Raw genomic sequence first — 23,836 nt, forward strand, 5'->3', positions numbered from 1 at the left:
CGGCAGCGCCCGGCAGTGCGGGGCCACGCCCGCGCCCGGCCGTGCCGCGGCCACGCTCCCGTCGCACGCGGGCGTTCGCCGGGCCCGCGTGTCCCGAGCGGCGTGCCGGACGGGAGAGGATGTGCGCGTGACCGACGACCCCGGCCTGCCCCTGGTCCCGCGGGTGCTCGACTGGTTCGCGGAGAACGCGCGAGACCTGCCGTGGCGGTCGCCGGACCGGACCGCGTGGGGGGTCCTCGTGAGCGAGGTCATGCTCCAGCAGACCCCGGTGGTGCGCGTCGAGCCCGCGTGGCGCGCGTGGATGTCCGCGTGGCCGGAGCCCGCGGACCTCGCGGCGGCGAGCACCGCGGACGTGCTGCGCGCGTGGGACCGGCTCGGCTACCCCCGCCGGGCGCTGCGGCTCCAGGAGTGCGCGCGTGCGGTCGTGACGCGCCACGGCGGCGTGGTGCCGACCGACGAGGCGGAGCTGCTGGCGCTCCCGGGCGTCGGCAGCTACACGGCCGCCGCGGTGCGGGCGTTCGCGTACGGGCTCCGGTCGGTCGTGCTGGACACGAACGTGCGCCGGGTGCTCGCGCGCACCGCCGCCGGGGCGGCGCTCCCCGGACCCTCGCAGACCGTCGCCGAGGTGCGACTCGCCGAGTCGCTCGTGCCCGCCGACGACGCGACCGCCGCGCGCTGGGCCGCCGCGTCGATGGAGCTCGGGGCGCTCGTGTGCACCGCGCGGAGCCCGCGCTGCGACGCGTGCCCCGTCGCGGACCTGTGCGTGTGGCGGGCGGCGGGCTACCCGCCCGACGTGCACGCGTCCCGGCGGCGGACGCAGGGGTTCGCGGGGACGGACCGCCAGGTGCGCGGGCGGGTCATGGCGCTGCTGCGGTCGGCGCTCGAGCCCGTCCCGCTCGACGAGGTCGAGGCGGTGTGGCCGGACCGCGCGCAGCTGGTGCGCTGCGTCGACGGGCTCGTCGCGGACGGTCTCGTCGCGGTCGTCGCGCACCCGGGCGGCCCGGACGCCGGGCCGCCGACGTACCGGCTGCCCCACTGACGACGCCGCGAGCAGGGTGCGCCGCGCCGGCGCCGGACGGGTCCCGCAGTCGCCGACCGCGCCGGGCCGGCGACGCCCGCCCGTCCCCGTCCCCGTCCCCGGGCGGCGCCGGCGCCCGGCGGCTCAGTCGAGCTCGACGAGCATCCGCGTGTTGCCCAGGGTGTTCGGCTTGACCCGCGCGAGGTCGAGGAACTCCGCGACCCCGTCGTCGTGCGAGCGCAGCAGCTCGGCGTAGACGTCGGGCGTCACGGGCGTGCCGTCGATCACGTGGAAGCCGTGCGCCGCGAAGAAGTCGACCTCGAACGTCAGGCAGAAGAGCCGCCGCAGCCCGAGCTCGCGGGCCCGCTCGACGAGCGCGTCGAGCAGCGCGTGCCCGACGCCCCGCCCGCGCCACGACCGGTCGACCGCGAGCGTGCGGATCTCGGCGAGGTCCTGCCACATGACGTGCAGCGCGCCGCACCCGACGACGGCCGCGGCGGGGGTCGTCCCGGAGCGCCCGTCGGCCACGGCGGTCCGCGCGGTCCCCACCGGCCCGGCCGCCTCGGCGCCCCCGTCGGCCGGCACCGCCTCGGCGACCAGGAACTCCTGCACGGCCTCGTAGTACCCGACCCACTCCTTCGCGAGCAGGATGCGCTCGGACGCGTACGGCTCGACGAGCTCGCGGATGGCCCGGACGTCGGCGGGGCGTGCGGGGCGCACGTGGAAGGCAGGCTCGGTCACGCGCCCAACCTACCGACGCGGCGTCGGGCGGCCCGGCAGCCGGCACAGTGGAGCGGCCCGACAGCCGGCACCGTCGAGCGGCCCGGCAGCCGGCTCGGTCATGCCGCGCGCCGCCCGGCCCCGACGCGGCTCCGCCGGCGGCGACCCCGACACCTCACGTCCGGCCCCGCGGTGCCGATGTGCGGGGTGCAGTGCCCCGCGCCGCCGGACGTCGCCCGCCGGCTGCTCCCGCCGAGCGCCACAGAGGTCGCCATGATCCACGTCGGTGTGCTGACGCCCATCACCGGGGGGTTCTACTACGGCGACGTCGTGGCCAACGTCACGCGGGTGGTCGCCGCCGCGGGCGGGCACGTGACCCTCGTCCAGACGATCGACGCCGGGCGCTCGCGGCAGAAGCTGCCGCCGGCCCCGGACGTCCCGCACATCGGCTGGGAGTCCTTCGACGGGATCGTCGCGATCGCCCAGGCCGCGAGCGCGTCGTCGCTGCGGTCCGCGGTGGCGTCGGGCACGCCCGTCGTGACCGTCGGCAGCGAGATCGACCTCGACGCGGCGCAGGTCGTGGCCGACAACCGGGACGTCGTCCGCGGCGCCGTGGGGCACCTCGTCGAGCACGGGCACCGGCGGATCGCGTTCGTGGGCAACCTCTCGCAGTCGGACACGAACGCGCGGTACGAGGGGTACCGCGCGGGGGTCGAGGCGCACGGCCTCGGCGACGCGGTGCTCGTGACGACGGTCGACCACGTCGAGGCCGGTGGGCGTCTCGCGGTCGACGCGGTCCTGAGGTCCGGCGCGACGGCCGTGGTGACGGGCACCGACCGGATCGCCCTGGGCCTCGCTGCTGTCCTGCGCGAGCGCGGGGTGCGGGTCCCGGACGACCTCGCGGTCGTCGGGTACGACGACGTCGAGGAGGGCTGGTGGCACGACCCGCCCCTGACGACGGTCCACCAGGCGATCGGCACGCTCGGCACCCGGGCGGCGGAGCTCCTGCTCGCGGAGCTGCGCGGGGAGCCGGACCACGGGATGCACGTCGTCGCCTCGGCGTTCGTCGCCCGCGGGACGTGCGGCTGCCCCGTGGGCGCGGGCGGGTCGGCCGATCTCGGGGTCGCGGACGCGGCCGAGCTCGTCGCCGCGGTCGTGCAGCACCTCGGGCGCGGCGCTGCGCGGGACGAGGAGCGAGACGACGGGCCGGACGACGGGCAGGACGACGACGGGGCCGGCACGCTCGCCGGCCTGGACGCCGTGCTCGCCTCGACGGTCGCGCGCCTGTACCCCTCCCCGCCGCCGCCCGAGGCGATGGTGAGCTTCACCGAGGCGGTCGTCGACCGCTTCGCGGTGCTCGCGTCGGAGGCCGCCGGTCGGGGCGACCCCGCCGCCGGGCTCCTGCGCCGCGCGGGGGCCCGCACGATGATCGCCCTGCGCGACCACGAGCGCGGCGTGACGCTCGAGCGCACCGAACGGCTCGCGTCGTCGATCGTCGAGCAGTACGACGTGGGGATCGAGGTCCTGAGCACGTCCTCCGGCGACCCGGAACGGCTCGGGTGGCTGAGCAAGGCCTCCGCCCGGGTCGCGTGCCTGGCGCTGTGGGAGGGCGACCCGGTGGACGGCGTCCTGCGCGTGACCGGGGTGTTCGACCCCGAGGGCCGGCTCGGCGAGGTGCCCTCCGGCACGACGCGCATCGAGGAGTTCCCGCCCCGGTCGCTCGTCGAGCAGGCCGACGCGGGCGTCGGGGACGTGCTGTACGTCGTCCCGGTGCGCGGCGTGAACGGCGACCACGGCTTCCTGTGCGTGCTCGGCGCGTGCGAGCGGGGCTCGCGCTCGGACCCCGCGACGTACGCGCACTGGGCGACGACGCACAACCACTGGGCGGCGGTGCTCGGCGTCGCGCTCAAGCAGAAGGCGCTCCTGGAGCACCTCGGGCGCAGCGAGGAGCGGTACTCGCTCGCCGCGACCGCCGCCAAGGACGGGCTGTGGGAGTGGGAGGCCGGCGACGGGCACGTCTACGTGTCCGAGCGGTGCCGGGAGCTGCTCGGCGTCGCGGACGACGCCTCCGTCACGCTCGACACGTGGGTCACCCTCGCGCACCCGCTCGACGCGGACCGCGTGGCCGCGGAGCTCGCGCGTGCGGTCGCCGAGCCCGGCACCCCGGTCGAGGTCGAGTACCGCGTCGCGGGCGCGGACGGCACGACGCGCTGGGTCCTCACGCGCTGCCTCGGGGTCGCGTCGGACGGCGTGGTGCAGCGCGTCGTCGGCTCGGTCTCCGACATCCAGACGCGCAAGGACCTCGAGGAGCAGCTGCGCCAGGAGGCCCTCTACGACAACGTCACCGGGCTGCCGAACCGGCGGCTGTTCGTCGACCGGCTCGACGCCGCGCTGCGGCACCAGGGCCGGCACGACGCGACGGGGTTCGCGGTGCTGTTCTTCGACCTCGACGGGTTCAAGCTCGTCAACGACTCGCTCGGCCACCTCGCGGGCGACGCGCTGCTCCGCGTCGTCGCGGACCGGCTGCGCGTCGCGCTGCGCCCGCTCGACACCGCCGCGCGCTTCGGGGGCGACGAGTTCGCGGTGCTGCTCGTCGACCCGGTGCCCGAGGACGTGCTCGTGGTGGCGCGGCGCCTCCAGGACCGGCTCGCGGAGCCCGTGCAGCTCGGCGGCCAGGTGGTCGCGGTGACGGCGAGCGTCGGGGTGGCGACGTCGTCCTGCGGCTACGTCGCGGCCGACGACGTCCTGCGCGACGCCGACGCGGCGATGTACCACGCGAAGGGGACGCAGCGCGGGTCCGCGTCGGTCTTCGACCCCGACATGCACGTGCGCGCGACCGGCCGGCTGCGGGTGCGCGGGGAGCTGCGCGGGGCCCTCGCGCGCGGCGAGTTCGTCGTGCACTACCAGCCGGTCGTCGCGCTCGACGGCTCGGGCGTCGAGTCGTTCGAGGCGCTCGTGCGGTGGGAGCACCCCGAGCGCGGCCTGCTCCTGCCGGGCGCGTTCCTGCCCGTGATGGAGGACGACGGCTCGATCGTCCAGCTGGGTCGCCTCGTGCTCGACGAGGTGTGCCGGCAGGTGGCGGAGTGGCGCGCCGACCGCGGCCTGCCCGTGACCGTCGCGGTGAACCTCTCGCACCGCGAGTTCTGGGCACCGGACCTCGTCGTGGCCGTCCGGGACACGCTCGCGCGGCACGGCGTGCCGGCCGGGCACCTCGTCCTCGAGATCACCGAGTCGGTGGTGATCTCCCGTCCCGACGAGGCGCGCGACCTGCTCGAGGCCCTCGACTCCCTCGGGGTCGGGCTGCACATCGACGACTTCGGCACCGGGCAGTCCTCGCTCACGGCGCTGCGGACGCTGCCCGTGCACGCGATGAAGGTCGACGGCTCGTTCGTCCGGGAGCTCGCGAGCGCCCTCGCGACGCGGGACCTGGTGCGCGTGATCCTCGACATGGGCCGCGTCCTGGGGCTCGAGGTGATCGCCGAGTGCGTCGAGACGGAGGAGCAGGCGGCGATCCTGCGGTCGATGGGGTGCACGGGGGCGCAGGGCTGGCTGTACGCGAGGGCGCTGCCCGGTGACGAGGCGGGTGCGCTGCTCGGGGCGCCGGCCGGCGCGGTCGGTCCGGCGCTGGTCGCGGACGCGGCCCGGGGCTGACCGCGCTGCGGCCGGGTCGGGCCGGCCGCGGGGAGCCGGGCCGGCCGGGTCGTGCTGGGCCGCGAGCCGGCCCGGCCGGATCGCGGCGAGCCGCCGACCCCTGCGGCGGTGACCGCATCGTGCCCCGCCCGGGCCGCGTCACCCGCACTCGGCGATGATGGCCGCGTGATGTCCCGATGACCGCGCGTGCGGAGAACCTCGCGGTCACGGCCCCCGGTGGGCGCCGCGCCGCGGCGATCGCGCTGCTCGTCGCGGGCCAGAGCACCGCCGGCCTCGCGCTCGGGGCGGTCGGGTTGTTCCTGCCGCTGATCCGCGCCGACCTGGGCATCGGGTTCACGCAGGCGGGCGGCATCGCGGCGGCGGCGATGATCACGTACGCGCTCATGCAGGTCCCGGCCGGTCACCTCGCGGACGTCTGGGGTGCGCGCCGCCTGTTCGTCGTGGGCACGGTCGGCGTGAACCTGTGCACCCTCGGGATCGCGGTCGCGCCGTCGTACGCGTTCCTGGTCGTGGACCAGGCGGTCTCGGGGGCGCTGCGGGCGCTCGTGTTCATCCCGGGCATGGTGCTGATCACGGGGCTGTTCGCGGCCGAGCGCCGGTCGACCGCGCTCGGGGTGTTCGCGATCGGCGGCGTGTCCGGGAACGTGCTGCTCGGGGCTGTCGGCCCGCTGCTCGTCGGTCCCCTCGGGTGGCGCGGCGTGCTCGCGCTGTTCGGCGCGGCGGGCCTCGTGCTCGCGGTGGTCTACGGGGTGCTGCGCGACGCGGGCGCACCGCAGGCGAGGCCGGCGCCGGGGGGCGAGGGCGCGCGCGACGTGCTGCGCCACCCGGTGCTGTGGGTGGCCGGCGTCGTGCAGCTCGTGCGGTTCGGGGTCGTGAACACCCTGACCTTCTGGCTGCCGACGCTGCTCGTCGAGGAGCGCGGCGCGACGCTGCGCACCGCGGGGATCGTGATGGGCGTGGGCGGTCTGCTGATGGCGCCGATGAACTACCTCGGCGGGGTGCTCGCGGACCGCACCGGACGCCCGGCGGCGGTCGTCGGCGGGTCGCTCGTCGTGCTCGGTGCCACCCTGGCGGTGCTCGCGGGCGCCGACGGCCTGGCGGTGACCGTCGCGTGCGTGCTCGTCGCGCACGTCGTCATGCAGCTCTACTTCGGGCCGCTGTTCTCGATCCCGGTGCGCGTGCTCGGCGCCGCGCGGGCCGGCCTGCTCACGGGGGTGTCGAACGGCTGCGCGTGCCTCGGCGCGGTGACGTTCTCGTGGGCGCTCGGCTGGACCAAGGACCTCACGGGGTCGTTCACGCCGGGGCTCGTCGGGCTCAGCGTCGCGTGCGCGGTCGCCCTGACGGCGACCTGGCGCCTGGGCCGGATGCTGCGAGCAGCGCCGTCGCGGTGAGCTCGTCGACCACGAGGTCCGTCACGGCGCCCGCGCGGATCGCGGCCAGCAGCGGGACGACCTTGTTGTCCCCCGCCGCGACGCAGACGCGCCGCGGGACCCGCTGGAGCTCGGCCGGGGTCGGCCCGGTCGCGCGCGCGTTGAGCGGCACGTCCTCCCACGTGCCGTCCGCGCGCAGGAAGACCGTGCACACGTCGCCGACGACGCCCTCGCGGTGCAGCACCTCGATGTCGCCGTCCTCGAGGTAGCCCGCGGAGTACACGTGGCTCGGCACGGCCCCGGCCACCGCACCGACCGAGAACACGGCGACGTCGGCGCGCGCCTGGACGTCGAGCACGCGCCGCACCGACCGCTCGCGCCACATCGCCTGCTTGGTGTCGGGGTAGTCGAAGAACGCGGGCACCGAGAAGTGGTGCACGGCCGCCCCGAACGCGGACCCGAAGCTCGAGATGAGGTCGCTCGCGTACTCCACGCCGGACGTGCGCGTGTTCGCGGCACCGTTGAGCTGCACGACGGCGCTGCCCCGGGTGGGCTTCGGGACGAGGCGCCGGGACACCGCGGCGAGCGTCGTGCCCCAGGCGACGCCGAGCACCATGTCGGAGTCGAACCACGAGCCGAGCAGGCGCGCGGTCGTCAGCGCCACCTGGTCGAGCCGCTCGACGTGGCCCGCCTGGTCGGGGACGGGCACCACGTAGGCGTCGACGCCGAACGTCGCGGCGATCGTGCGGCCGAGCCCCGGTGCACGCGTGCTCGCGGGGCGCAGCGTGATCTCGACGAGCCCGGTCGCGCGGGCGCGCTTGAGCAGCCGCGAGACGGTCGAGCGCGAGGTGCCGAGATGACGCGCGATCACCTCCATCTTGAGGTCCTGCAGGTAGTACATCGACGCGGCGCGCAGCACGTCCTGCTCCCGGTCGAGCCCGTCCCCGCTGCCCGCCAAGGAATCCCCCGGCGCGGCGAGATGTGCACGTTCGTGCATCTCGGTTGCGCGTTCGTTCGTCACGTGACGACGATAACGAGCGGACCGAGGCCGGGGGAACCTCCCGGACGGTCCGCGTCCATGCACGGACCAGCACGCACGGACTGCACGCACGGAACGCACCAGCACCCGGGGGTCGGACGCACGATGAGGACTGCAGCACTGACGGCACGGCTCCGGAGCGACGCGCTCGACGCCCTGCGGAGCACCACCGAACCCGGCCAGGAGCTCGACGTCCTCGTCGTCGGCGGCGGCGTGACCGGGGCCGGCATCGCTCTCGACGCCGTCTCGCGCGGCCTGTCGACCGCGGTCGTCGAGGCCCAGGACTGGGCGAGCGGCACGTCGAGCCGGTCGAGCAAGCTCGTGCACGGCGGCCTGCGCTACCTGCAGATGCTCGACTTCCACCTCGTCCGCGAGGCCCTCACCGAGCGCGACCTGCTGATCAACCACCTCGCGCCGCACCTCGTGAAGCCCGTGAGCTTCCTGTACCCGCTCGAGAACCGCGTCTGGGAGCGCGCGTACGTCGGCGCCGGCGTCGCGCTCTACGACACGCTCGCATCGGTCTACGGGACCAAGCGCGCGCTGCCGATGCACCGTCACCTGACCCGCAAGGGCATGGAGCGGCTGTTCCCCGACCTGCGCCACGACGCCGCGATCGGCGCCGTCCGGTACTGGGACGCGAGCGTCGACGACGCGCGCCTGACCTCCACGATCATCCGCACGGCGGTGTCCTACGGCGCGCACGCGGCGTCGCGCACGCAGGTCGTCGGCCTCCAGACGACGTCCGGCGGGGCGGTCACGGGCGCCGAGCTCGTCGACCTCGAGACCGGCGACCACATCGACGTGCGCGCGCGCCACGTCATCAACGCGACGGGCGTGTGGACCGAGGAGACGGAGTCTCTCGCGAAGAGCGACGGCGGCCTGCGCGTGCTCGCGAGCAAGGGCATCCACATCGTCGTCCCGCGCAGCCGGATCGCGGGCGACACCGGGCTGATCCTGCAGACCGAGAAGTCGGTCCTGTTCATCATCCCGTGGTCGCGGTACTGGGTCATCGGCACCACGGACACCCCGTGGGAGCAGGACCTCGTGCACCCCGTCGCGACGTCCGCGGACATCGACTACGTCATCGAGCACGCCAACGAGGTGCTGTCCCGGCCCATCACGCGCGAGGACGTCATCGGGACGTGGGCGGGCCTGCGCCCGCTGCTGCAGCCCGGCACCAAGGCCGGCACGTCGTCCGCCAAGGTCTCGCGCGAGCACACCGTCGCGTCCCCGACGCCGGGCCTCACCGTGATCGCGGGCGGCAAGCTCACGACGTACCGGGTCATGGCGAAGGACGCGGTCGACTTCGCGATCGGCTCCCGGGCGACGAGCCTGCCGTCGATCACGCACGAGCTCCCGCTCGTCGGCGCCGAGGGCCTCGCCGTCCTGCAGCGCCGCTCCCGGGCCATCGGGCAGAAGTACGGCTGGGACCGCGGGCGGATGGACCACCTGCTGCACCGGTACGGGTCCCTGCTCGGCGAGCTGCTCGACCTCGTCGACGAGAACCCCGCGCTCGGCGACCCCGTGCCGGGCGCCGAGGCGTACATCGGCGCGGAGGTCGTCTACTCCGTCAGCCACGAGGGTGCGCTGCACCTCGACGACGTGATGATGCACCGCACGCGCCTGAACTACGAGGTCGCCGACAAGGGCGTCGCCGCGCTCGAGCACATCGTCGACCTCATCGCGCCGGTCCTCGGGTGGAGCGACGCGCAGCGCGCCGCGGAGCTCGCCGGGTACCGCGAGCGCGCCGCCGCCGAGGAGGCCGCAGCTGCGCTGCCCGACGACGAGTCCGCGGTCCGTGAGCGCCTGCGCGCCGCGGACATCGCCCCGCTCGTCCCGATCTCCGGCGGGCAGGTGCCCGCCGGTTCCTGACCGCTGAGGCGGTCTCACTCCAACAGGAAGGGGCGCAACGATGGGCTCCGTCACCATGGCGCAGGTCCTCATGTCCGAGGTGGTCGGCACCGCTCTGCTGATCCTGCTCGGCGCCGGTGTCGTCGCGAACGTGATCCTCCCCCGCAACAAGGGGTTCGACGGCGGCTGGCTCCTCATCAACTTCGGGTGGGGGCTCGCGGTGTTCGTCGGCGTGTACGCCGCCTTCCGCTCGGGTGCACACCTCAACCCCGCAGTGACGATCGGACTGTTCGCCGCGCAGGAGCCGTTCGCCAGCGCCCGCGTCGGCGAGAGGCTGGAGGTGACCGTCGAGCCGACGTTCTCGAACATGCTCCTGTACTTCGGTGCCGAGCTGCTCGGCGCGTTCATCGGCGCGGTGCTGGCCTACCTGGCGTACAAGAAGCACTTCGACGAGGACGCCGACCCGGCGACCAAGCTCGCGGTCTTCTCGACCGGCCCGGCGATCCGCTCGTACGGCTGGAACCTCGTCACCGAGGTGCTCGGCACGTTCGTGCTGGTCTTCTGGGTCGTCGGCTCGGGCCGGACGCCGTCGGGGCTGGGGCCGCTCGCGGTCGCGCTCGTCGTCGTCGGCATCGGTGCGTCGCTCGGTGGCCCCACGGGGTACGCCATCAACCCGGCCCGCGACCTGGGGCCCCGCATCGCCCACGCCCTGCTGCCGATCCGCGGCAAGGGCTCGAGCGACTGGTCGTACGCGTGGGTGCCGGTCGTCGGCCCGCTCCTCGGCGGTCTGCTCGGCGGCCTCGCGGGCGCCGCGTACGTCTGACCCGGCACCTCGGCACGCCGCAGCACCCACCCCCGTCCCCACGACCCCCGGACGCGGGACCCGCGCAACGACGCACGGGCCCCGCTCCGGGCGCCTCACCCCCACCACCCCCACGAACGCGTACCTCACCACCCCGCACCCGAGAGAGGTCCTCCATGGCTGACTACGTCCTCGCGATCGACCAGGGCACCACCAGCACGCGCGCGATCCTGTTCGACCACTCCGGCCAGATCGTGGCCACCGGTCAGAAGGAGCACGCGCAGATCTTCCCGAGGGCCGGCTGGGTCGAGCACGACGCCAACGAGATCTGGGCCAACACCCGCGAGGTCGTCGGCCTCGCGCTCACCCGCGCGAACAAGACGCACACCGACATCGCGGCGGTCGGCATCACGAACCAGCGCGAGACGGCGCTGGTGTGGGACCGCACGACCGGCGAGCCCGTCTACAACGCGATCGTCTGGCAGGACACCCGCACGCAGAAGATCGCCGACGAGCTCGGGGCGCTCGGCGGCGGCGCGGACCGCTACAAGGACAAGGTCGGCCTGCCGCTCGCGACGTACTTCTCGGGCCCGAAGGTCCGCTGGATCCTCGACAACGTCGAGGGCGCCCGCGAGCGCGCCGAGCGCGGGGACCTGCTGTTCGGGAACACCGACTCGTGGGTGCTGTGGAACATGACCGGCGGCGTCGACGGCGGCGTGCACGTCACCGACGTCACGAACGCGTCGCGCACGATGCTCATGAACCTCGACACCCTCACCTGGAACGAGGAGATCGCCGCGGAGATGGGCATCCCGATGTCGATGCTCCCCGAGATCCGCTCGTCGTCCGAGGTCTACGGGCAGGGCCGCCAGGGCGGCATGGTCCCGGGCGTGCCCATCGCGGGGATCCTCGGCGACCAGCAGGCCGCGACGTTCGGCCAGGCGTGCTTCGAGGTCGGCAACGCGAAGAACACCTACGGCACGGGCAACTTCATGCTGCTCAACACCGGCACCGAGCCGATCCCGTCGAAGAACGGGCTGCTCACCACGGTCGCGTACAAGATCGGCTCCGCCGACCCGATCTACGCGCTCGAGGGCTCGATCGCGGTGACCGGGTCGCTCGTGCAGTGGCTGCGGGACAACCTCGGCCTGTTCGCGGACTCCCCCGACATCGAGTACCTCGCGAGCAAGGTCGAGGACAACGGCGGCGCGTACTTCGTCCCGGCGTTCTCGGGGCTGTTCGCGCCGTACTGGCGCTCGGACGCCCGCGGTGCGCTCGTCGGGCTCACGCGGTTCGTCAACCGCAACCACATCGCGCGCGCGGCCCTGGAGGCGACGGCCTTCCAGACGCGCGAGGTGCTCGACGCGATGAACGCCGACTCCGGTGTCGCGCTCACCGAGCTCAAGGTCGACGGCGGGATGACCGGCAACGAGCTGCTCATGCAGTTCCAGGCCGACGCCCTCGGGGTCCCCGTGATCCGCCCGAAGGTCGCCGAGACGACCGCCCTCGGCGCCGCGTACGCCGCGGGCATCGCCGTCGGCTTCTGGTCCGGGGAGCAGGACGTGATCGACAACTGGGCCGAGGACAAGCGCTGGGAGCCCTCGCTCGAGTCGGGCGAGCGCGACCGGCAGTACCGCCTGTGGAAGAAGGCCGTGACGCGCACGTTCGACTGGGTGGACGACGACGTGCGCTGACCACCGCTGACCGGACCGCACCCGCAGGGGCACCCCGACGAGGGGGCCGTACGCGCCGGGCAGGCCGCTCCCCACCGGGAGGACGTGCCTGCCCGGCGCGCACAGTTCATCCCCTCAGGCCCGGCGCCCGCCGCCGCCCGATGACAGGATCACGCTCATGACCACCGTTGCTGTCACCGGAGCCTGCGGCAAGGCCGGCCGCGCCGTCGTCGCCGACCTCCTCGCCCACGGGTACACCGTCCTGGCCACCGACGTCGTCGGCGTCCCCGGGGACGAGGGCGACCTCGGCACCCCGCTGGTGCACGCCGACCTGACCGACTACGGGCAGGCCATCGAGGCGCTCGCGGGCGCGCAGATGGTCGTGCACCTCGCGAACATCCCCGCACCGGGCCGCTCGACCCCACCGGAGACGATCAACCGCAACACGACGATGAACACCAACGTGTTCCTCGCGGCGGCGCGGCTCGGCGTCCGCAAGGTCGTGTGGGCGTCGAGCGAGACGGCCCTCGGGCTGCCGTTCGCGAACGGCCCGCAGTACGTGCCCGTCGACGAGGCGCATTTCCCGCACCCCACGACGACGTACGCGCTGTCGAAGGTGCTCGGCGAGGAGACCGCGAAGCACATCTCGACGCTCACGGGCATCCCGTTCGTGGGCCTGCGGATCTCGAACATCTTCCGGCCCGAGGACTACGCGCGGGTGCCGGGGTTCCAGGACGACGCGCAGGCCCGCCGGTGGAACCTGTGGGGCTACGTCGACGCTCGCGACGTCGCCCAGGCCGTGCGCCGGGCGCTCGAGACGGAGACGACCGGCTCCCACAACGTCATCGTCGCCGCGGCGGACACGATCATGGACCGCCCCTCGGCCGAGCTGCTCGACGAGGTCTTCCCCGACGCCGAGCGCCGCCGGGACGTCAGCGGCAACGAGACGCTGCTGTCGATCGACGCCGCGCGCGAGCTGCTCGGGTACTCCCCCGAGCACTCGTGGCGCGACCAGCCCGGCGCGTCGGTCGGGACGCGGGACGACGCGGCGCACGACGGCTCGCACGACGACGCCCGCGCCCGGGACGACGAGGCGATCGACCCGCAGATCTGACGTCCGGACGCTCCTGCGCCCCGCCGCCCGCACCGGGCCGCGGGGCGCAGGTGCTCCCGGCCGGCGGAGGTCAGCCGCGGCGCAGCAGCCAGCGGATCTCGCGCGCGAGCAGACCGCGTCGCCCGTGCGACTCGTAGGACTCGACGCCGTGCCCGAGCGCGTCGTACACGACCCGCCCCCGACCGACCTCCGGGACCCCCTCGCGGGCCCACGCGACGGGCTGGCGCAGGCCGTCCGCGGCGAACCACACGAGCGGCTGCACGCCGTCGGCGACCTCGAGGTCGGTGTACCGCTCGTCGTACAGCTCGAACGGCTTGAGGCCGGCCGTCACGGGGTGCGTCTCGTCGGGCTCGACCGTCCAGCGCTCGATGGGCGGGTGCCACGAGCGCCCCTCGACCCACCGGCCGCCGAGCAGGTGGTCCCACGCGGGGCTGTCGCGGAACGTCATCGCCGCGGCGTGCAGCCCGAGCAGCGACCCGCCGGTGCGCACGTGCTCGGCGAGCGCGCGGTGCCCGGGCGCCCAGTCGGCGTCGGTCCCGTCGTGCTCGGGGTCCGGGCGCCCCACGGAGGACATCACCACGACGAGGTCGGGCCCGTCGGTGCCCAGCGCCTCGAGGGAGCCCGGCCGGGTCCCTCGCACGTCGACGTCGACGTCGAGCGCCGTGAGCTCGCGCGCGACCCGGTACGCCGTCCCCGGCAGGTCGTGCCAGGCGTCCTCGTACCGCCCCGTGCCGACCAGGACCCACGCACGCTGCCGCATCCCGCCAGGCTACGGGGCACGTGCTCGGACAGGAGGTCGTTCGCGGCCCCGTTCGGTCCCGTCGGGGCCGGAACGGCGGGCGCATCCCGCTCGGCGGCGCGGATTGCCCCTACCCTGACCTCCATGGCCGGACCCGTGACCCTGAGCGACGTCGCCCGCGAGGCAGGGGTCTCCCTCGCGACGGCGTCCCGCGCCATCAACGGCAGCGCGAACCGCACCGTGCGCGAGGACCTGCGCGAGCGCGTGCTCGCCGCGGCGTCGAGGCTCCGGTACTCCCCCGACGCGAACGCCCAGGCCATGGCGCGCGGGCGGACCACGTCGCTCGGCCTCGTCGTGCACGACATCGCCGACCCGTACTTCTCGTCGATCGCCGCCGGCGTGACGACCGCCGCCGACACCGCAGGGCTCGCCGTGACGCTCGCGAGCACGCAGCACGATGCGTCGCGCGAGACCGAGCTCGTGCAGCTCATGCACCGCCAGCGCGCCCGGGCGATCATCATCGCGGGCGGCCGGCTCGACGACGAGGACGCGAACCAGCGGCTGCGCCGCGCGCTCGCCGACTACCGGCGCGGCGGCGGCTCGGTCGCGCTCGTCGGGCAGCCGATCCTCGAGGTCGACACCGTGGTGGTCGGCAACGCCGACGGTGCGGCGGCGCTCGCGCGGGCCCTGCACGGGCTCGGCTACCGGCGCTTCGCGGTGCTCGCCGGACCGGAGGGCCACCTCACGGCGCGCGACCGGCTCGCGGGGTTCTCGGACGCGCTGATCGACCTCGGGCTCGTGCTCGAGCCGAGCTCCGTGGTGCGCAGCGCGTTCACGCGCGACGGCGGCTACGAGGGCATGCGCACGCTGCTCGGCTCGGGCGCCCAGGTCGACGTGGTGTTCGCGGTCAACGACGTCATGGCGGTCGGGGCCATGGCCGCCGCGCGCGACGCCGGGCTCGAGGTGCCGCGCGACGTCGCGGTCGCCGGGTTCGACGACATCGTGACGCTGCGCGACGTGACTCCCCCGCTCACCACCGTGCGCGTCCCGCTCGTCGACATCGGGGTCGCCGCGACCCAGCTCGCGCTCGCCGCGCCCGCCGACGAGCCGCGCCTCGTGCACGTCGAGGGCACCGTGGTGCTGCGGGCGTCGACCCCGGAGCGCACGCCCGCGGGCTGACCGGCGGAGCAACCCCGCGGGTGCCGTCCCGGGCTCGCCCGTCGCGAGAGGCCCGGCCCGGGCTCTCCCGTCGGGGCGCACCGGGGGTCCGCCCTGTCCCTCCGGCGGGCGACGCGTCAGGATGGGCCCAGGAGGTGCGCCGTGCGCAACCACACGATCGTGCTCGTCGTCGCCGTGCTCACGCTCGTCGGGTGCGCCGCCCCGGGCGAGGACGAGCCGGGCGGCGCGGCGCCGCCGTCCGGCACGCCCGAGGGGGAGACGACCGGCCCCACCCCGAGCCCGACCACCGGGGACCCGACGGAGGCACCCGCCGCCGTCGGAGCCTCGCTCACGGTCGTGCTCGACGAGACCGGCTCGGGAGCGGTCCGGACGATGACCCTGACCTGCGACCCCGTCGGCGGCGACCACCCGGACCCGGCCGCGGCGTGCGCGGCCCTCGCCGCCGCCGGCCCCGGCGCGTTCGACGCTCCCCCGGGCGACGTCATGTGCACGCAGGTGTACGACGGGCCGCAGGTCGCGACCGTCGAGGGCACGGTCGGCGGCGTGCCGGTGAGCGCACGGTTCTCGCGCACCGACGGCTGCGAGATCGGCCGCTGGGACGCGCTGGCCCCGCTGCTCGGGAGCACCGGCGGCGCCTGAGCAGCGCGCCGCACGCCGGACCGCACGCACGGCGACGGCCGGGGTGCGCCGTCCACCCCGGCCGTCGTCATCCCCTGCTCAGGGCTCAGCGCGTCGCGTTCTTGACCTCGGCGGTGAACTGCTCGGCGGCCTGCTCGGGCGTGAGCCGGTCGAAGAGCACCTCCTGGTTGACGCGACGGATGATCGTGGCGACCTCGCCCGACCCGACGGGCGGGACCGGGACGCCGTCGACGATCTCGTCCTGCAGGTCCGTCAGGAAGTCGGCGGCCTGCTGGTCCACGGCGGAGAACTTCGGCTTGACCGCCTCGCGGACCTCGAGGTTCGCCGGGAGCCCACGGTCGGAGAGCAGGATCTCGCCGGCCTCCTCGCTGTTCACGAGGAAGTCGATGAACTGCGCCGCGGCCTGCGGGTGCTTCGAGTTCTTCGCGATCGAGTAGTACATCGCGGGCTTGAAGTACATGCCGGTGCGCTCGTGCTCCGACTCGCCGGGGAAGCGCAGGAGCGTGAGCTCACGCCCCGCCGCGGTCGAGATGGCGCCGAGCTGGTTGGTCCACCAGACGCCCATGGCGCCCGTCTGCGTGCCGAGCAGCGAGCCCTCGGGGCCCGCGGCGTCGACCTCGACCGACTTCGCGCCGTCGGGCTGGCCGCCCGCCTTGCGGATGTCGACCGACAGCTGCCACCACTCGGCGAGCAGCTCGTCGTCGTAGCCGACCTCGCCGTTCTCGTCGTAGAGGTTCTGGCCCTGCTGCCGCGCGTAGATCGAGAAGCCCGGCTCGTTGAACGCGTAGTCCTGCGTGCCGTAGACCGCCCCGCCGGTGTTCGCCGTGATCTTCGTGGCGATGTCGAGGTAGTCGTCCCACGTCCACGTCTTGTCGTCGGGCATCTCGACGCCCGCCGCCTCGAAGGCCGCCGGGTCGGCGAAGACCGCGTAGGCGTTGACGCCGGTCGGCACGCCGAACGTGCCGTCGTCGAACGACGCCGACTCGACGACCGAGGGGTCGATGTTCGACAGGTCGAGCGTGTCCTCGACCGTCGAGAGGTCGAGCAGGACGCCGCGCGTCGCGTAGTCGCGCAGGTACCGCTCCTCCTGCGTGATGACGTCGGGGGCGTCGTCGGCGGCGACGGACGTCGCGAGCTTGTCCCAGTAGCCGCCCCAGTCGGTGAAGTCGCCCTGCACCGTGATGTTGGGGTACTCCGCCTGGAACGCGTCGATGACCTGCTGCGTGAGCTGGTGGCGGGTGTCGGAGCCCCACCACGAGAAGCGGATCGTGACGGGCCCGGTCTCGGTGGGGGCCGAGGCGGGCTCGGAGGCTTCCGGCGTCGCCTCGCCCTGCCCGCACGCGGTGAGGGCGAGGGCCGCGACACCGAGCGCCGCGGCGAGCCGCACGCTGCGCCGCAGGTGCGGGCGGCGGGTCGTGAGAAGAGACATCGTGCTCCTTCGGTGGGGGTGAGGGCGGTACTCCGTGCGCACCGTCGCGCACGGTTCAGGGCCGAGCCGAGCGGTCACTTGATGCCCGTCGTGGCGATTCCCTTGACGAGGTACTTCTGACCGAAGAGGAAGACGAGGAACAGCGGGACGAGCGAGACGATCGACATCGCGAACATCGGGCCCCACGAGCTCTCGCCCGTGGCGTCGATGAAGCTGCGCAGCGCGATCGGGACCGTGTACATGTCCGGCTTGGTGAGGAAGATGAGCTGCCGGAAGAAGTCGTTCCAGGTCCAGATGAACGAGAAGATCGCGGTCGTCGCGAGGGCCGGCGTGGACAGCGGCAGCATGATCTGGAAGTAGATCCGGGCGTGCCCCGCGCCGTCGATCCGCGCGGCCTCGTCGAGCTCGCGGGGAAGGCCCCGGAAGAACTGGACCATGAGGAAGATGAAGAACGCGTCCGTCGCGAGCAGGTGCGGGACGATGATCGGCAGGAACGTGTTGATCCAGCCGAGCTCGGAGAACAGCACGTACTGCGGCACGATCACGACGTGGACCGGCAGCATGATCGACATCAGCATGATCGCGAACCAGAACTTGCGGCCCTTGAAGTTGAGCCGCGCGAACGCGTACGCGGCGGCCGAGCACGAGAGCAGGTTCCCGAGCAGGACCCCGAGCACGAGGATCGCCGAGTTCAGCAGGTAGTGGCTGAACGGGTGCGTGAGCGCGTTCCAGCCGACCGAGTAGTTGCTGAGGTCGATCGCGGACGGGATGAGGCCCGGCTCGCGGAAGATCAGCGCGCTCGGCTTGATCGAGCTCGCGATCATCCACAGCAGCGGGTACAGCATCACGAAGCCGAAGGCGACGAGGGCCGTGTGCTTGAGGGCCGACTTGGCGTGACCGACCCACGGGGAACGGCGCTTGCGGCTCGCGGTGGCGGCGGCGGAGGCGGCCTCGACCGCGGCCGTCCGGTGCAGGTCGTTGTGCACGACGGGGCGGTGGGCGGTGTCAGTCATTGTAGAAGACCCAGTACTTGGAGGCGATGAAGTTCAGGGCGGTCATGCCGGCGATGATGGCCAGGAGCAGCCACGCCATCGCGGACGCGTACCCCATGTCGAGCGCACCGAAACCGCGCTGGTAGAGGTACAGCGTGTAGAACATCGTGGAGTCCACCGGGCCACCGGTCCCGCCGCTGACGATGAACGCCTGCGTGAACGACTGGAACGCGCCGATGATCTGCAGCACGAGGTTGAAGAACACGATCGGGCTGAGCAGCGGGACGGTGATCGCGACGAACTGGCGCACCTTGCCCGCGCCGTCGATCGACGCCGCCTCGTAGTACATCTCGGGGATCTGGCGCAGGCCGGCGAGGAAGATGACCATCGGCGCGCCGAACGTCCACACGTTGAGGATCACGAGGGTGCCGAGCGCGTAGTCGGGGTGCGACACCCAGCCCTGGCCCTGGATCCCGAAGTACCCCAGCACCTGGTTGATGAGGCCGTCGGAGCCGAAGACCTGGCGCCACAGCAGCGCGATGGCGACGGAGCCGCCGAGCAGCGAGGGCAGGTAGTAGACGGACCGGTACAGCGCGAGGCCGCGCAGGCCGCGGTCGAGCACGAGCGCGAGGCCGAGGGCCGCGGCGAGCTGGAGCGGGATCGAGACGAACACGTAGGTGAACGTCACGCGCAGCGAGTTGTGCAGCCGGGTGTCCTCCAGCATGCGCTGGTAGTTCTCGAGGCCGATCCAGCTGGGGTCCTCGAGCAGGTTGTAGTCCGTGAAGGACAGGTAGAGCGACGCGAGGATCGGTCCCACGGTGATCACGGCGAGGCCGAGGAACCAGGGTGCGAGGAAGACGGCCGCCGCCTTGTTGTCGCCGCGCTCGGACGGGGCCATGGAGGCCGGTCCCTTCGTGCGGCGCAGGGAGCGGAGCTCGGTGATGGTCGCCACCGTCACCACCCCCTGCGGAGGCAGGTGCGGGTGGTGGACCCGTCCCTGCCTGTCGTGCCGTGCTGGACGTTCGTCATGCGCACTCCCGGTGGATCCTCATCGATGTCCCGAGCAGGGTGGAAAGCGCTCTCCGCTTTCTGGTAGTAGTTTGGTACCAGTCCGGAATGTGTGATGTCAACCACACGGCCGGGTGCCAGAGCAGTGCCACAGCAGGGGGACAGCCTGCTGACCAGCGACGACGCGAGCGGAGCCGAGCGTGCCAGAGACCGCGCCCACGATCGAGGGAGAGGGGCGCCCGCACGGGTCCCCACCTGCGCAGACGTCACCGCAGGAGCTCGCCGGACCCGACGGCGCCGCCGCGGCCGCCGCTTCCCGACCGGTCTCGGTGGCGCTCGTCGGGACCCACGGGCACGGCACATCACATCTTGGTCACGTTCGCTCGCTCGCCGACGCGGGGGTCCTCCGGCTCGCCGCCGTCGTCGACCCGCACCCGCTCGCGACGCCCGCCGAGGTCGCCGAGGGCGCGGCCCGCGGGCAGCGCCTCGCGTCCGCCGACGACGTGCCCGACGGCACCGTGTGGCACCCCGACCTCGCCGCGCTCCTCGCCGCGGGCGCGCCCGACGTCGTGATCCTGTGCACCCCGATCGACACGCACGCACCGCTCGCGACGGCCGCGCTCGAGGCCGGCTGCGACGTGCTCCTCGAGAAGCCGCCGACCGCGTCGCTCGCGGAGCTCGAGGAGCTCGTCGCGACGCAGGAGCGCACCGGACGGACCGTCCAGGTCGGCTTCCAGACCTACGGCTCGCACGCCGTCGCACGCGTCCGCGAGATCGTGGCGAGCGGCGAGGTCGGGACGGTCACGGGCGTCGGCGGTGTGGGGACGTGGGTCCGCCCGGACACGTACTGGACGCGCGCGCGGTGGGCCGGGCGCCGGACGGTCGACGGGCGCGCGGTGGTCGACGGCGTCGTGACCAATCCCCTGGCGCACGCGGTCGCGACCGCGCTGCTGCTCGCCGGCGCCTCCCGGGCGCAGGACGTCGCCTCGGTCGAGCTCGACCTCGCGCGCGCCAACCCGATCGAGGCCGACGACACGTCGAGCGTCCGGGTCACCACGACCGACGGGCTGCGGATCGCGCTCGGGCTCACGCTGTGCGCCGCCGCGCAGACCCCGCCGCACCTCGTGGTGCACGGCACCGCGGGGCGCGTCGTCCTGCACTACACGCGCGACGTGCTCGAGATCACCGGGCCGGGCGGCACCCGCACGGAGACGTGCGGGCGCGACGACCTGCTCGAGAACCTCCTGGCGCACCGCGCCGACCCCGCGGTGCCGCTGCACGCGCCGCTCGTCGCGACCGGGGCGTTCATGCGCGTGCTCGACGCGGTGCGCGCCGCACCCGACCCCGTGACGATCGGCCCCGCTCACGTCGACGACGTGACGGACGAGGCCGGCCGGCACCTCGTGGTGCGCGGCGTCGAGGAGCTGTGCGCCCAGGTCGCCGAGACGCTGCAGACGTTCGGTGAGCTCGGGGCGCCGTGGACGCGCGCGTCGACGAGCGGGGGTGCGGCATGACGGACTCCCCGGCGAACGGCCCCGCAGGCCCGGACGCGCCCGTGAAGGCACCGCCGTGGGACCCGACGCCCGCGTGGGGCGAGCACGGCGTGCTCGCGCGGCTCGAGGTCGCCGGCCGCGTCGTCGCCGAGTACGCGGACGGCTCGGGGGCACCCGCGTTCGACTCCCCGCGCCCGCACCTGCACCCCGTGCGGACCCCGGGCGGGGTCCTCGTGACCGACGCGGCGCCGCGGGACCACACGTGGCACGTGGGGCTCACCGTGGGCGTGCAGGACGTCGCGGGCAGCAACCTGTGGGGCGGGCGCACGTACGTGCGGGACGACGGCTACACGTGGCGCCACGACCACGGCGCCGTCCGCCACGACGCGTGGCCGCTCGAGGAGCCGAGCCTGCGCGTCGAGGCGCTGACGTGGCTCGACGCGCAGGGCGTGCCGGTGCTGAGCGAGACGCGGACCCTCCGCTGGGGTCCCGCCGGGGCGCTCGCCGCGGGCACGGGCTGGGTGCTCGAGCTCACGACCGTGCTCACGCTCGCCGCCGGACGCACCGGCCCCGTCGCGCTGGGCAGCCCCGGCTCGAACGGCCGCGTCGGCGGCGGGTACGGCGGCTTCTTCTGGCGGCTGCCCGCGTGCCTCGACGTCGACGTGCGCACGCCCCTGGGCCGCGGCGAGGACGCCGTGCACGGGTCGCGGCCGTCGCAGGGTGCGGCCTGGGTCGCGTGGTCGGCGCGGTCGCGCCCGGCGCCCGAGCCGGCAGCCCTGACCAGCGCGAGCGGCATCCCGCTCGGTGGGGTCTTCGGGCGCGACGGGTTCGGGCGCGTCGGCGCCGAAGGGTCCATCGAGGTCGCCGGGTTCGCCGACGGGACCGCGAGCGGCGTGGGCGACGGCCTCCTCAGCGCGCCCGGGCCTGCGGGCGACGCGGCCCGGGCCACCGACAGCGGGCCCTCCGCGGACGGCGACTTCACGGTCGCCCTCGCGCCCGCGCGGGGCCAGGACGCCGACGACCCGTGGTTCGTGCGGGTCGCCGACTACCCGGGGCTGGGCTCGGCCTGGGCGTGGGAGCAGCCCGCGCTCGTCGAGCCCGGGCAGCCGTTCACGCGGGGGCTGCGCTGCCTCGTCGCCGACGGCCGCCTCGCGGACACCGAGGTCGCGGCGGCGCTGCTCGGCACCGCGGCGGCCCGGTCCGCCGGGCCCGTCCCCACCGCCCGGACCCTCGCGCCGCCCGCCGGGCCCGCCGCCGGCTCCCGGGCCCCCCGCGCCGACCGCCCCACGCCCGACGCCCCGCCGACCCCCCAGGAGCAGCACCGATGAGCACCACCCTCCCCGAGCTCACGGACTGCGCGCTGGTCCTGCGGGCCGGTGACGACGTCGCCGTCGCGACCCGCGACCTGCAGTCGGGCACCGAGATCCGGCACGACGGCGCGCCGCTCGTGGTCCGGCAGAGCGTGCCGCGCGGGCACAAGCTCGCGGTCCGGGACGTCCCCGCCGGCGGACAGGTGCACAAGTACGGGCAGTCGATCGGCCTCGCGACCCGTGACATCGCGGTCGGCGACCACGTGCACACGCACAACCTCGGCATGGACGACGTCGCGCGCGACTACGAGTTCGGCACCGCGCGCGTGCGCCCCGCACCCTGGACCGGGCCGGTCCGCACGTTCCAGGGCTACCACCGCGCCGACGGCCGGGTCGGGACGCGCAACTACGTCGCGATCCTCACGTCGGTGAACTGCTCGGCGTCGTCCGCGCGCATGATCGCCGACCAGTTCCGCGGGCCGGTGCTCGAGGCCTACCCGCACGTCGACGGCGTCGTCGCGCTCACGCACACGACCGGCTGCGGACTCGTCGCGCAGAGCGAGGGCGCGCAGATCACGCTGCGCACCCTGCGCGGGTACGCGAACCACCCCAACGTGGCGGGTGTCCTGGTGCTCGGGCTCGGCTGCGAGATGCTGCCCGCCCAGTCGCTGCTCGACGGGCTCGACCTGCCCGCCGACAAGCCGGTGCGCACGCTCGTCATCCAGGAGACCGGCGGCATCCGGCGGACCGTCAGGGCGGGCGTCGAGGCGGTCCAGGACATGCTCCCCGAGATCGAGGCGCTGCGGCGCGCACCGGCGCCCGTCTCCGAGCTCGTGCTCGGCATGAACTGCGGCGGCAGCGACGGGTACTCGGGCATCACCGCGAACCCGGCGCTCGGCTACGCGTCCGACCTGCTCGTCGCGCACGGCGCCAGCACGATCCTCGCCGAGACCCCCGAGGTCTTCGGGGCCGAGCACCTGCTCACGCGCCGCGCGGTCAGCGAGGAGGTCGGCCGCAAGCTCCTCCGCCGCATCGACTGGTGGCAGACCTACGCGGCGCAGGGCGGCGGCTCGCTCGACAACAACCCCTCGCCCGGGAACAAGGCCGGCGGGCTGACGACGATCCTCGAGAAGTCGCTCGGGGCCGTCGCCAAGGGCGGCAGCGCCGAGCTCGCGGCCGTCTACGAGTACGCCGAGCCCGTGACCGCGAAGGGCTTCACGTTCATGGACACCCCGGGCTACGACCCGGTCTCCGTGACGGGCATCGTCGCGGGCGGCTCGACCGTCGTGGTCTTCACCACCGGGCGCGGGTCGGTGCTCGGGTGCAAGCCCACGCCGTCGATCAAGGTGTGCACCAACACCGAGACGTACGACCGGATGTCCGAGGACATGGACCTGAACGCGGGGCGCATCGTCGACGGCGAGGCGACGGTCCAGCAGGTCGGCGAGGAGATCTTCGAGAAGATCATCGCCGTCGCGTCGGGCGAGCAGACCGTCTCCGAGGAGCTCGACCTCGGGCAGGACGAGTTCGTGCCGTGGCAGCTCGGGACGGTGACGTGACGCGCTGAGCGACCGCGACCGCGGCGGTCCGGAGGCGGTCCGGAGCGCCCCGGCCCCGCGCACGGGTGTGCCCGTAGAGGTGTGGGACGCGCCCCGCACACCCCCGGGAGGGACGAGGGCCCCGAACGGTGCGAGCATGGAACCGTTCGGTCCGACGACGCATCGAGCGGGCGGGGGTTCCCGTGTCCAGTCGCATGCCCACGATCGCGGCCGGTCGCGGCCGCACGCAGGACGTCGCCCGGAGCCCGGC

18 protein-coding genes are annotated in these 23,836 nt (G+C 74.3%); 12 read left to right on the forward strand and 6 right to left on the reverse strand.

Translation table 11 applies throughout. The features are described 5' to 3' along the window. Positions 1-127 precede the first annotated feature (127 nt). Positions 128-1,039 (forward strand): HhH-GPD family protein, encoded by a 912-nt coding sequence (locus tag AB6N24_RS02385; protein ID WP_412867833.1) that lies wholly within the window; start codon positions 128-130, stop codon positions 1,037-1,039. A gap of 123 nt (positions 1,040-1,162) precedes the next feature. Here AB6N24_RS02385 and AB6N24_RS02390 read toward each other — a convergent pair whose 3' ends face one another. Further along, positions 1,163-1,759: an amino-acid N-acetyltransferase gene (locus tag AB6N24_RS02390; protein WP_412867834.1), complete on the reverse strand. Its 597-nt coding sequence runs from the start codon at positions 1,757-1,759 to the stop codon at positions 1,163-1,165. 252 nt (positions 1,760-2,011) lie between these two features. On the opposite strand from AB6N24_RS02390, the gene AB6N24_RS02395 reads away from it, so the two are divergent. Beyond that, the gene (locus tag AB6N24_RS02395) at positions 2,012-5,389 is read left to right on the forward strand and encodes an EAL domain-containing protein (RefSeq protein WP_412867835.1); all 3,378 of its coding nucleotides are present in this window, start codon (positions 2,012-2,014) and stop codon (positions 5,387-5,389) included. Positions 5,390-5,565: 176 nt separating this feature from the next. Further along, positions 5,566-6,780: an MFS transporter gene (locus tag AB6N24_RS02400; protein ID WP_412867836.1), complete on the forward strand. Its 1,215-nt coding sequence runs from the start codon at positions 5,566-5,568 to the stop codon at positions 6,778-6,780. On the opposite strand, the gene AB6N24_RS02405 is transcribed toward AB6N24_RS02400, so the two are convergent. Then, entirely contained in the window at positions 6,704-7,756 is a 1,053-nt protein-coding gene (locus AB6N24_RS02405; RefSeq protein WP_412867905.1) for a sugar-binding transcriptional regulator, read from the reverse strand. The two genes, AB6N24_RS02400 and AB6N24_RS02405, sit on opposite strands and share 77 nt — an antisense overlap. 147 nt (positions 7,757-7,903) lie before the next feature. On the opposite strand from AB6N24_RS02405, the gene AB6N24_RS02410 reads away from it, so the two are divergent. The 4 genes from AB6N24_RS02410 to AB6N24_RS02425 all read left to right on the forward strand — a co-directional run bounded on the left by AB6N24_RS02410 (position 7,904) and on the right by AB6N24_RS02425 (position 13,238). Beyond that, positions 7,904-9,670, forward strand: a complete 1,767-nt coding sequence (locus AB6N24_RS02410; protein WP_412867837.1) for a glycerol-3-phosphate dehydrogenase/oxidase — start codon at positions 7,904-7,906, stop codon at positions 9,668-9,670. A 40-nt stretch (positions 9,671-9,710) separates the two neighbouring features. After that, positions 9,711-10,472, forward strand: a complete 762-nt coding sequence (locus AB6N24_RS02415) for an MIP/aquaporin family protein (RefSeq protein WP_412867838.1) — start codon at positions 9,711-9,713, stop codon at positions 10,470-10,472. Between the two features lie 155 nt (positions 10,473-10,627). Next, positions 10,628-12,145, forward strand: coding sequence for a glycerol kinase GlpK (gene glpK, locus AB6N24_RS02420; RefSeq protein ID WP_412867839.1), 1,518 nt, complete (start codon positions 10,628-10,630; stop codon positions 12,143-12,145). 157 nt (positions 12,146-12,302) lie between these two features. Further along, positions 12,303-13,238 (forward strand): NAD-dependent epimerase/dehydratase family protein, encoded by a 936-nt coding sequence (locus AB6N24_RS02425; RefSeq protein ID WP_412867840.1) that lies wholly within the window; start codon positions 12,303-12,305, stop codon positions 13,236-13,238. A gap of 70 nt (positions 13,239-13,308) precedes the next feature. Here AB6N24_RS02425 and AB6N24_RS02430 read toward each other — a convergent pair whose 3' ends face one another. Then, positions 13,309-13,998 (reverse strand): ThuA domain-containing protein, encoded by a 690-nt coding sequence (locus tag AB6N24_RS02430; protein WP_412867841.1) that lies wholly within the window; start codon positions 13,996-13,998, stop codon positions 13,309-13,311. A gap of 123 nt (positions 13,999-14,121) precedes the next feature. On the opposite strand from AB6N24_RS02430, the gene AB6N24_RS02435 reads away from it, so the two are divergent. Together AB6N24_RS02435 and AB6N24_RS02440 are read left to right on the forward strand one after the other, a co-directional pair. Beyond that, positions 14,122-15,156: a LacI family DNA-binding transcriptional regulator gene (locus AB6N24_RS02435; protein ID WP_412867842.1), complete on the forward strand. Its 1,035-nt coding sequence runs from the start codon at positions 14,122-14,124 to the stop codon at positions 15,154-15,156. Between the two features lie 141 nt (positions 15,157-15,297). Further along, positions 15,298-15,795 (forward strand): SSI family serine proteinase inhibitor, encoded by a 498-nt coding sequence (locus tag AB6N24_RS02440; protein WP_412867843.1) that lies wholly within the window; start codon positions 15,298-15,300, stop codon positions 15,793-15,795. Positions 15,796-15,880: 85 nt separating this feature from the next. On the opposite strand, the gene AB6N24_RS02445 is transcribed toward AB6N24_RS02440, so the two are convergent. From AB6N24_RS02445 to AB6N24_RS02455, 3 genes are all read right to left on the reverse strand, one after another. Then, positions 15,881-17,224 carry an ABC transporter substrate-binding protein gene (locus tag AB6N24_RS02445; RefSeq protein WP_412867844.1) on the reverse strand — a complete coding sequence of 448 codons (1,344 nt, stop codon included), beginning with the start codon at positions 17,222-17,224 and terminating at the stop codon, positions 15,881-15,883. 74 nt (positions 17,225-17,298) lie between these two features. After that, entirely contained in the window at positions 17,299-18,237 is a 939-nt protein-coding gene (locus AB6N24_RS02450; RefSeq protein WP_412867845.1) for a carbohydrate ABC transporter permease, read from the reverse strand. Then, positions 18,230-19,168, reverse strand: a complete 939-nt coding sequence (locus AB6N24_RS02455; protein ID WP_412867846.1) for a carbohydrate ABC transporter permease — start codon at positions 19,166-19,168, stop codon at positions 18,230-18,232. Before AB6N24_RS02455 ends, AB6N24_RS02450 begins: the two co-directional genes overlap by 8 nt. A gap of 256 nt (positions 19,169-19,424) precedes the next feature. On the opposite strand from AB6N24_RS02455, the gene AB6N24_RS02460 reads away from it, so the two are divergent. The 3 genes from AB6N24_RS02460 to AB6N24_RS02470 are packed head-to-tail and all read left to right on the forward strand — an operon-like array spanning position 19,425 to position 23,586. Further along, positions 19,425-20,738, forward strand: a complete 1,314-nt coding sequence (locus AB6N24_RS02460; protein ID WP_412867847.1) for a Gfo/Idh/MocA family protein — start codon at positions 19,425-19,427, stop codon at positions 20,736-20,738. Continuing rightward, on the forward strand, positions 20,735-22,045 hold the full coding sequence (locus AB6N24_RS02465; protein WP_412867848.1) for a DUF6807 family protein: 1,311 nt from the start codon (positions 20,735-20,737) through the stop codon (positions 22,043-22,045). The genes AB6N24_RS02460 and AB6N24_RS02465 overlap by 4 nt, the downstream gene beginning before the upstream one ends. Beyond that, a complete protein-coding gene (locus AB6N24_RS02470; RefSeq protein ID WP_412867849.1) occupies positions 22,042-23,586 on the forward strand; it encodes a UxaA family hydrolase in 1,545 nt (514 codons plus the stop codon). Before AB6N24_RS02465 ends, AB6N24_RS02470 begins: the two co-directional genes overlap by 4 nt. Positions 23,587-23,836 lie beyond the last annotated feature (250 nt).

It is taken from the genome of Cellulomonas jepli (genome assembly GCF_047229345.1).
Classification (GTDB): domain Bacteria; phylum Actinomycetota; class Actinomycetes; order Actinomycetales; family Cellulomonadaceae; genus Cellulomonas_A.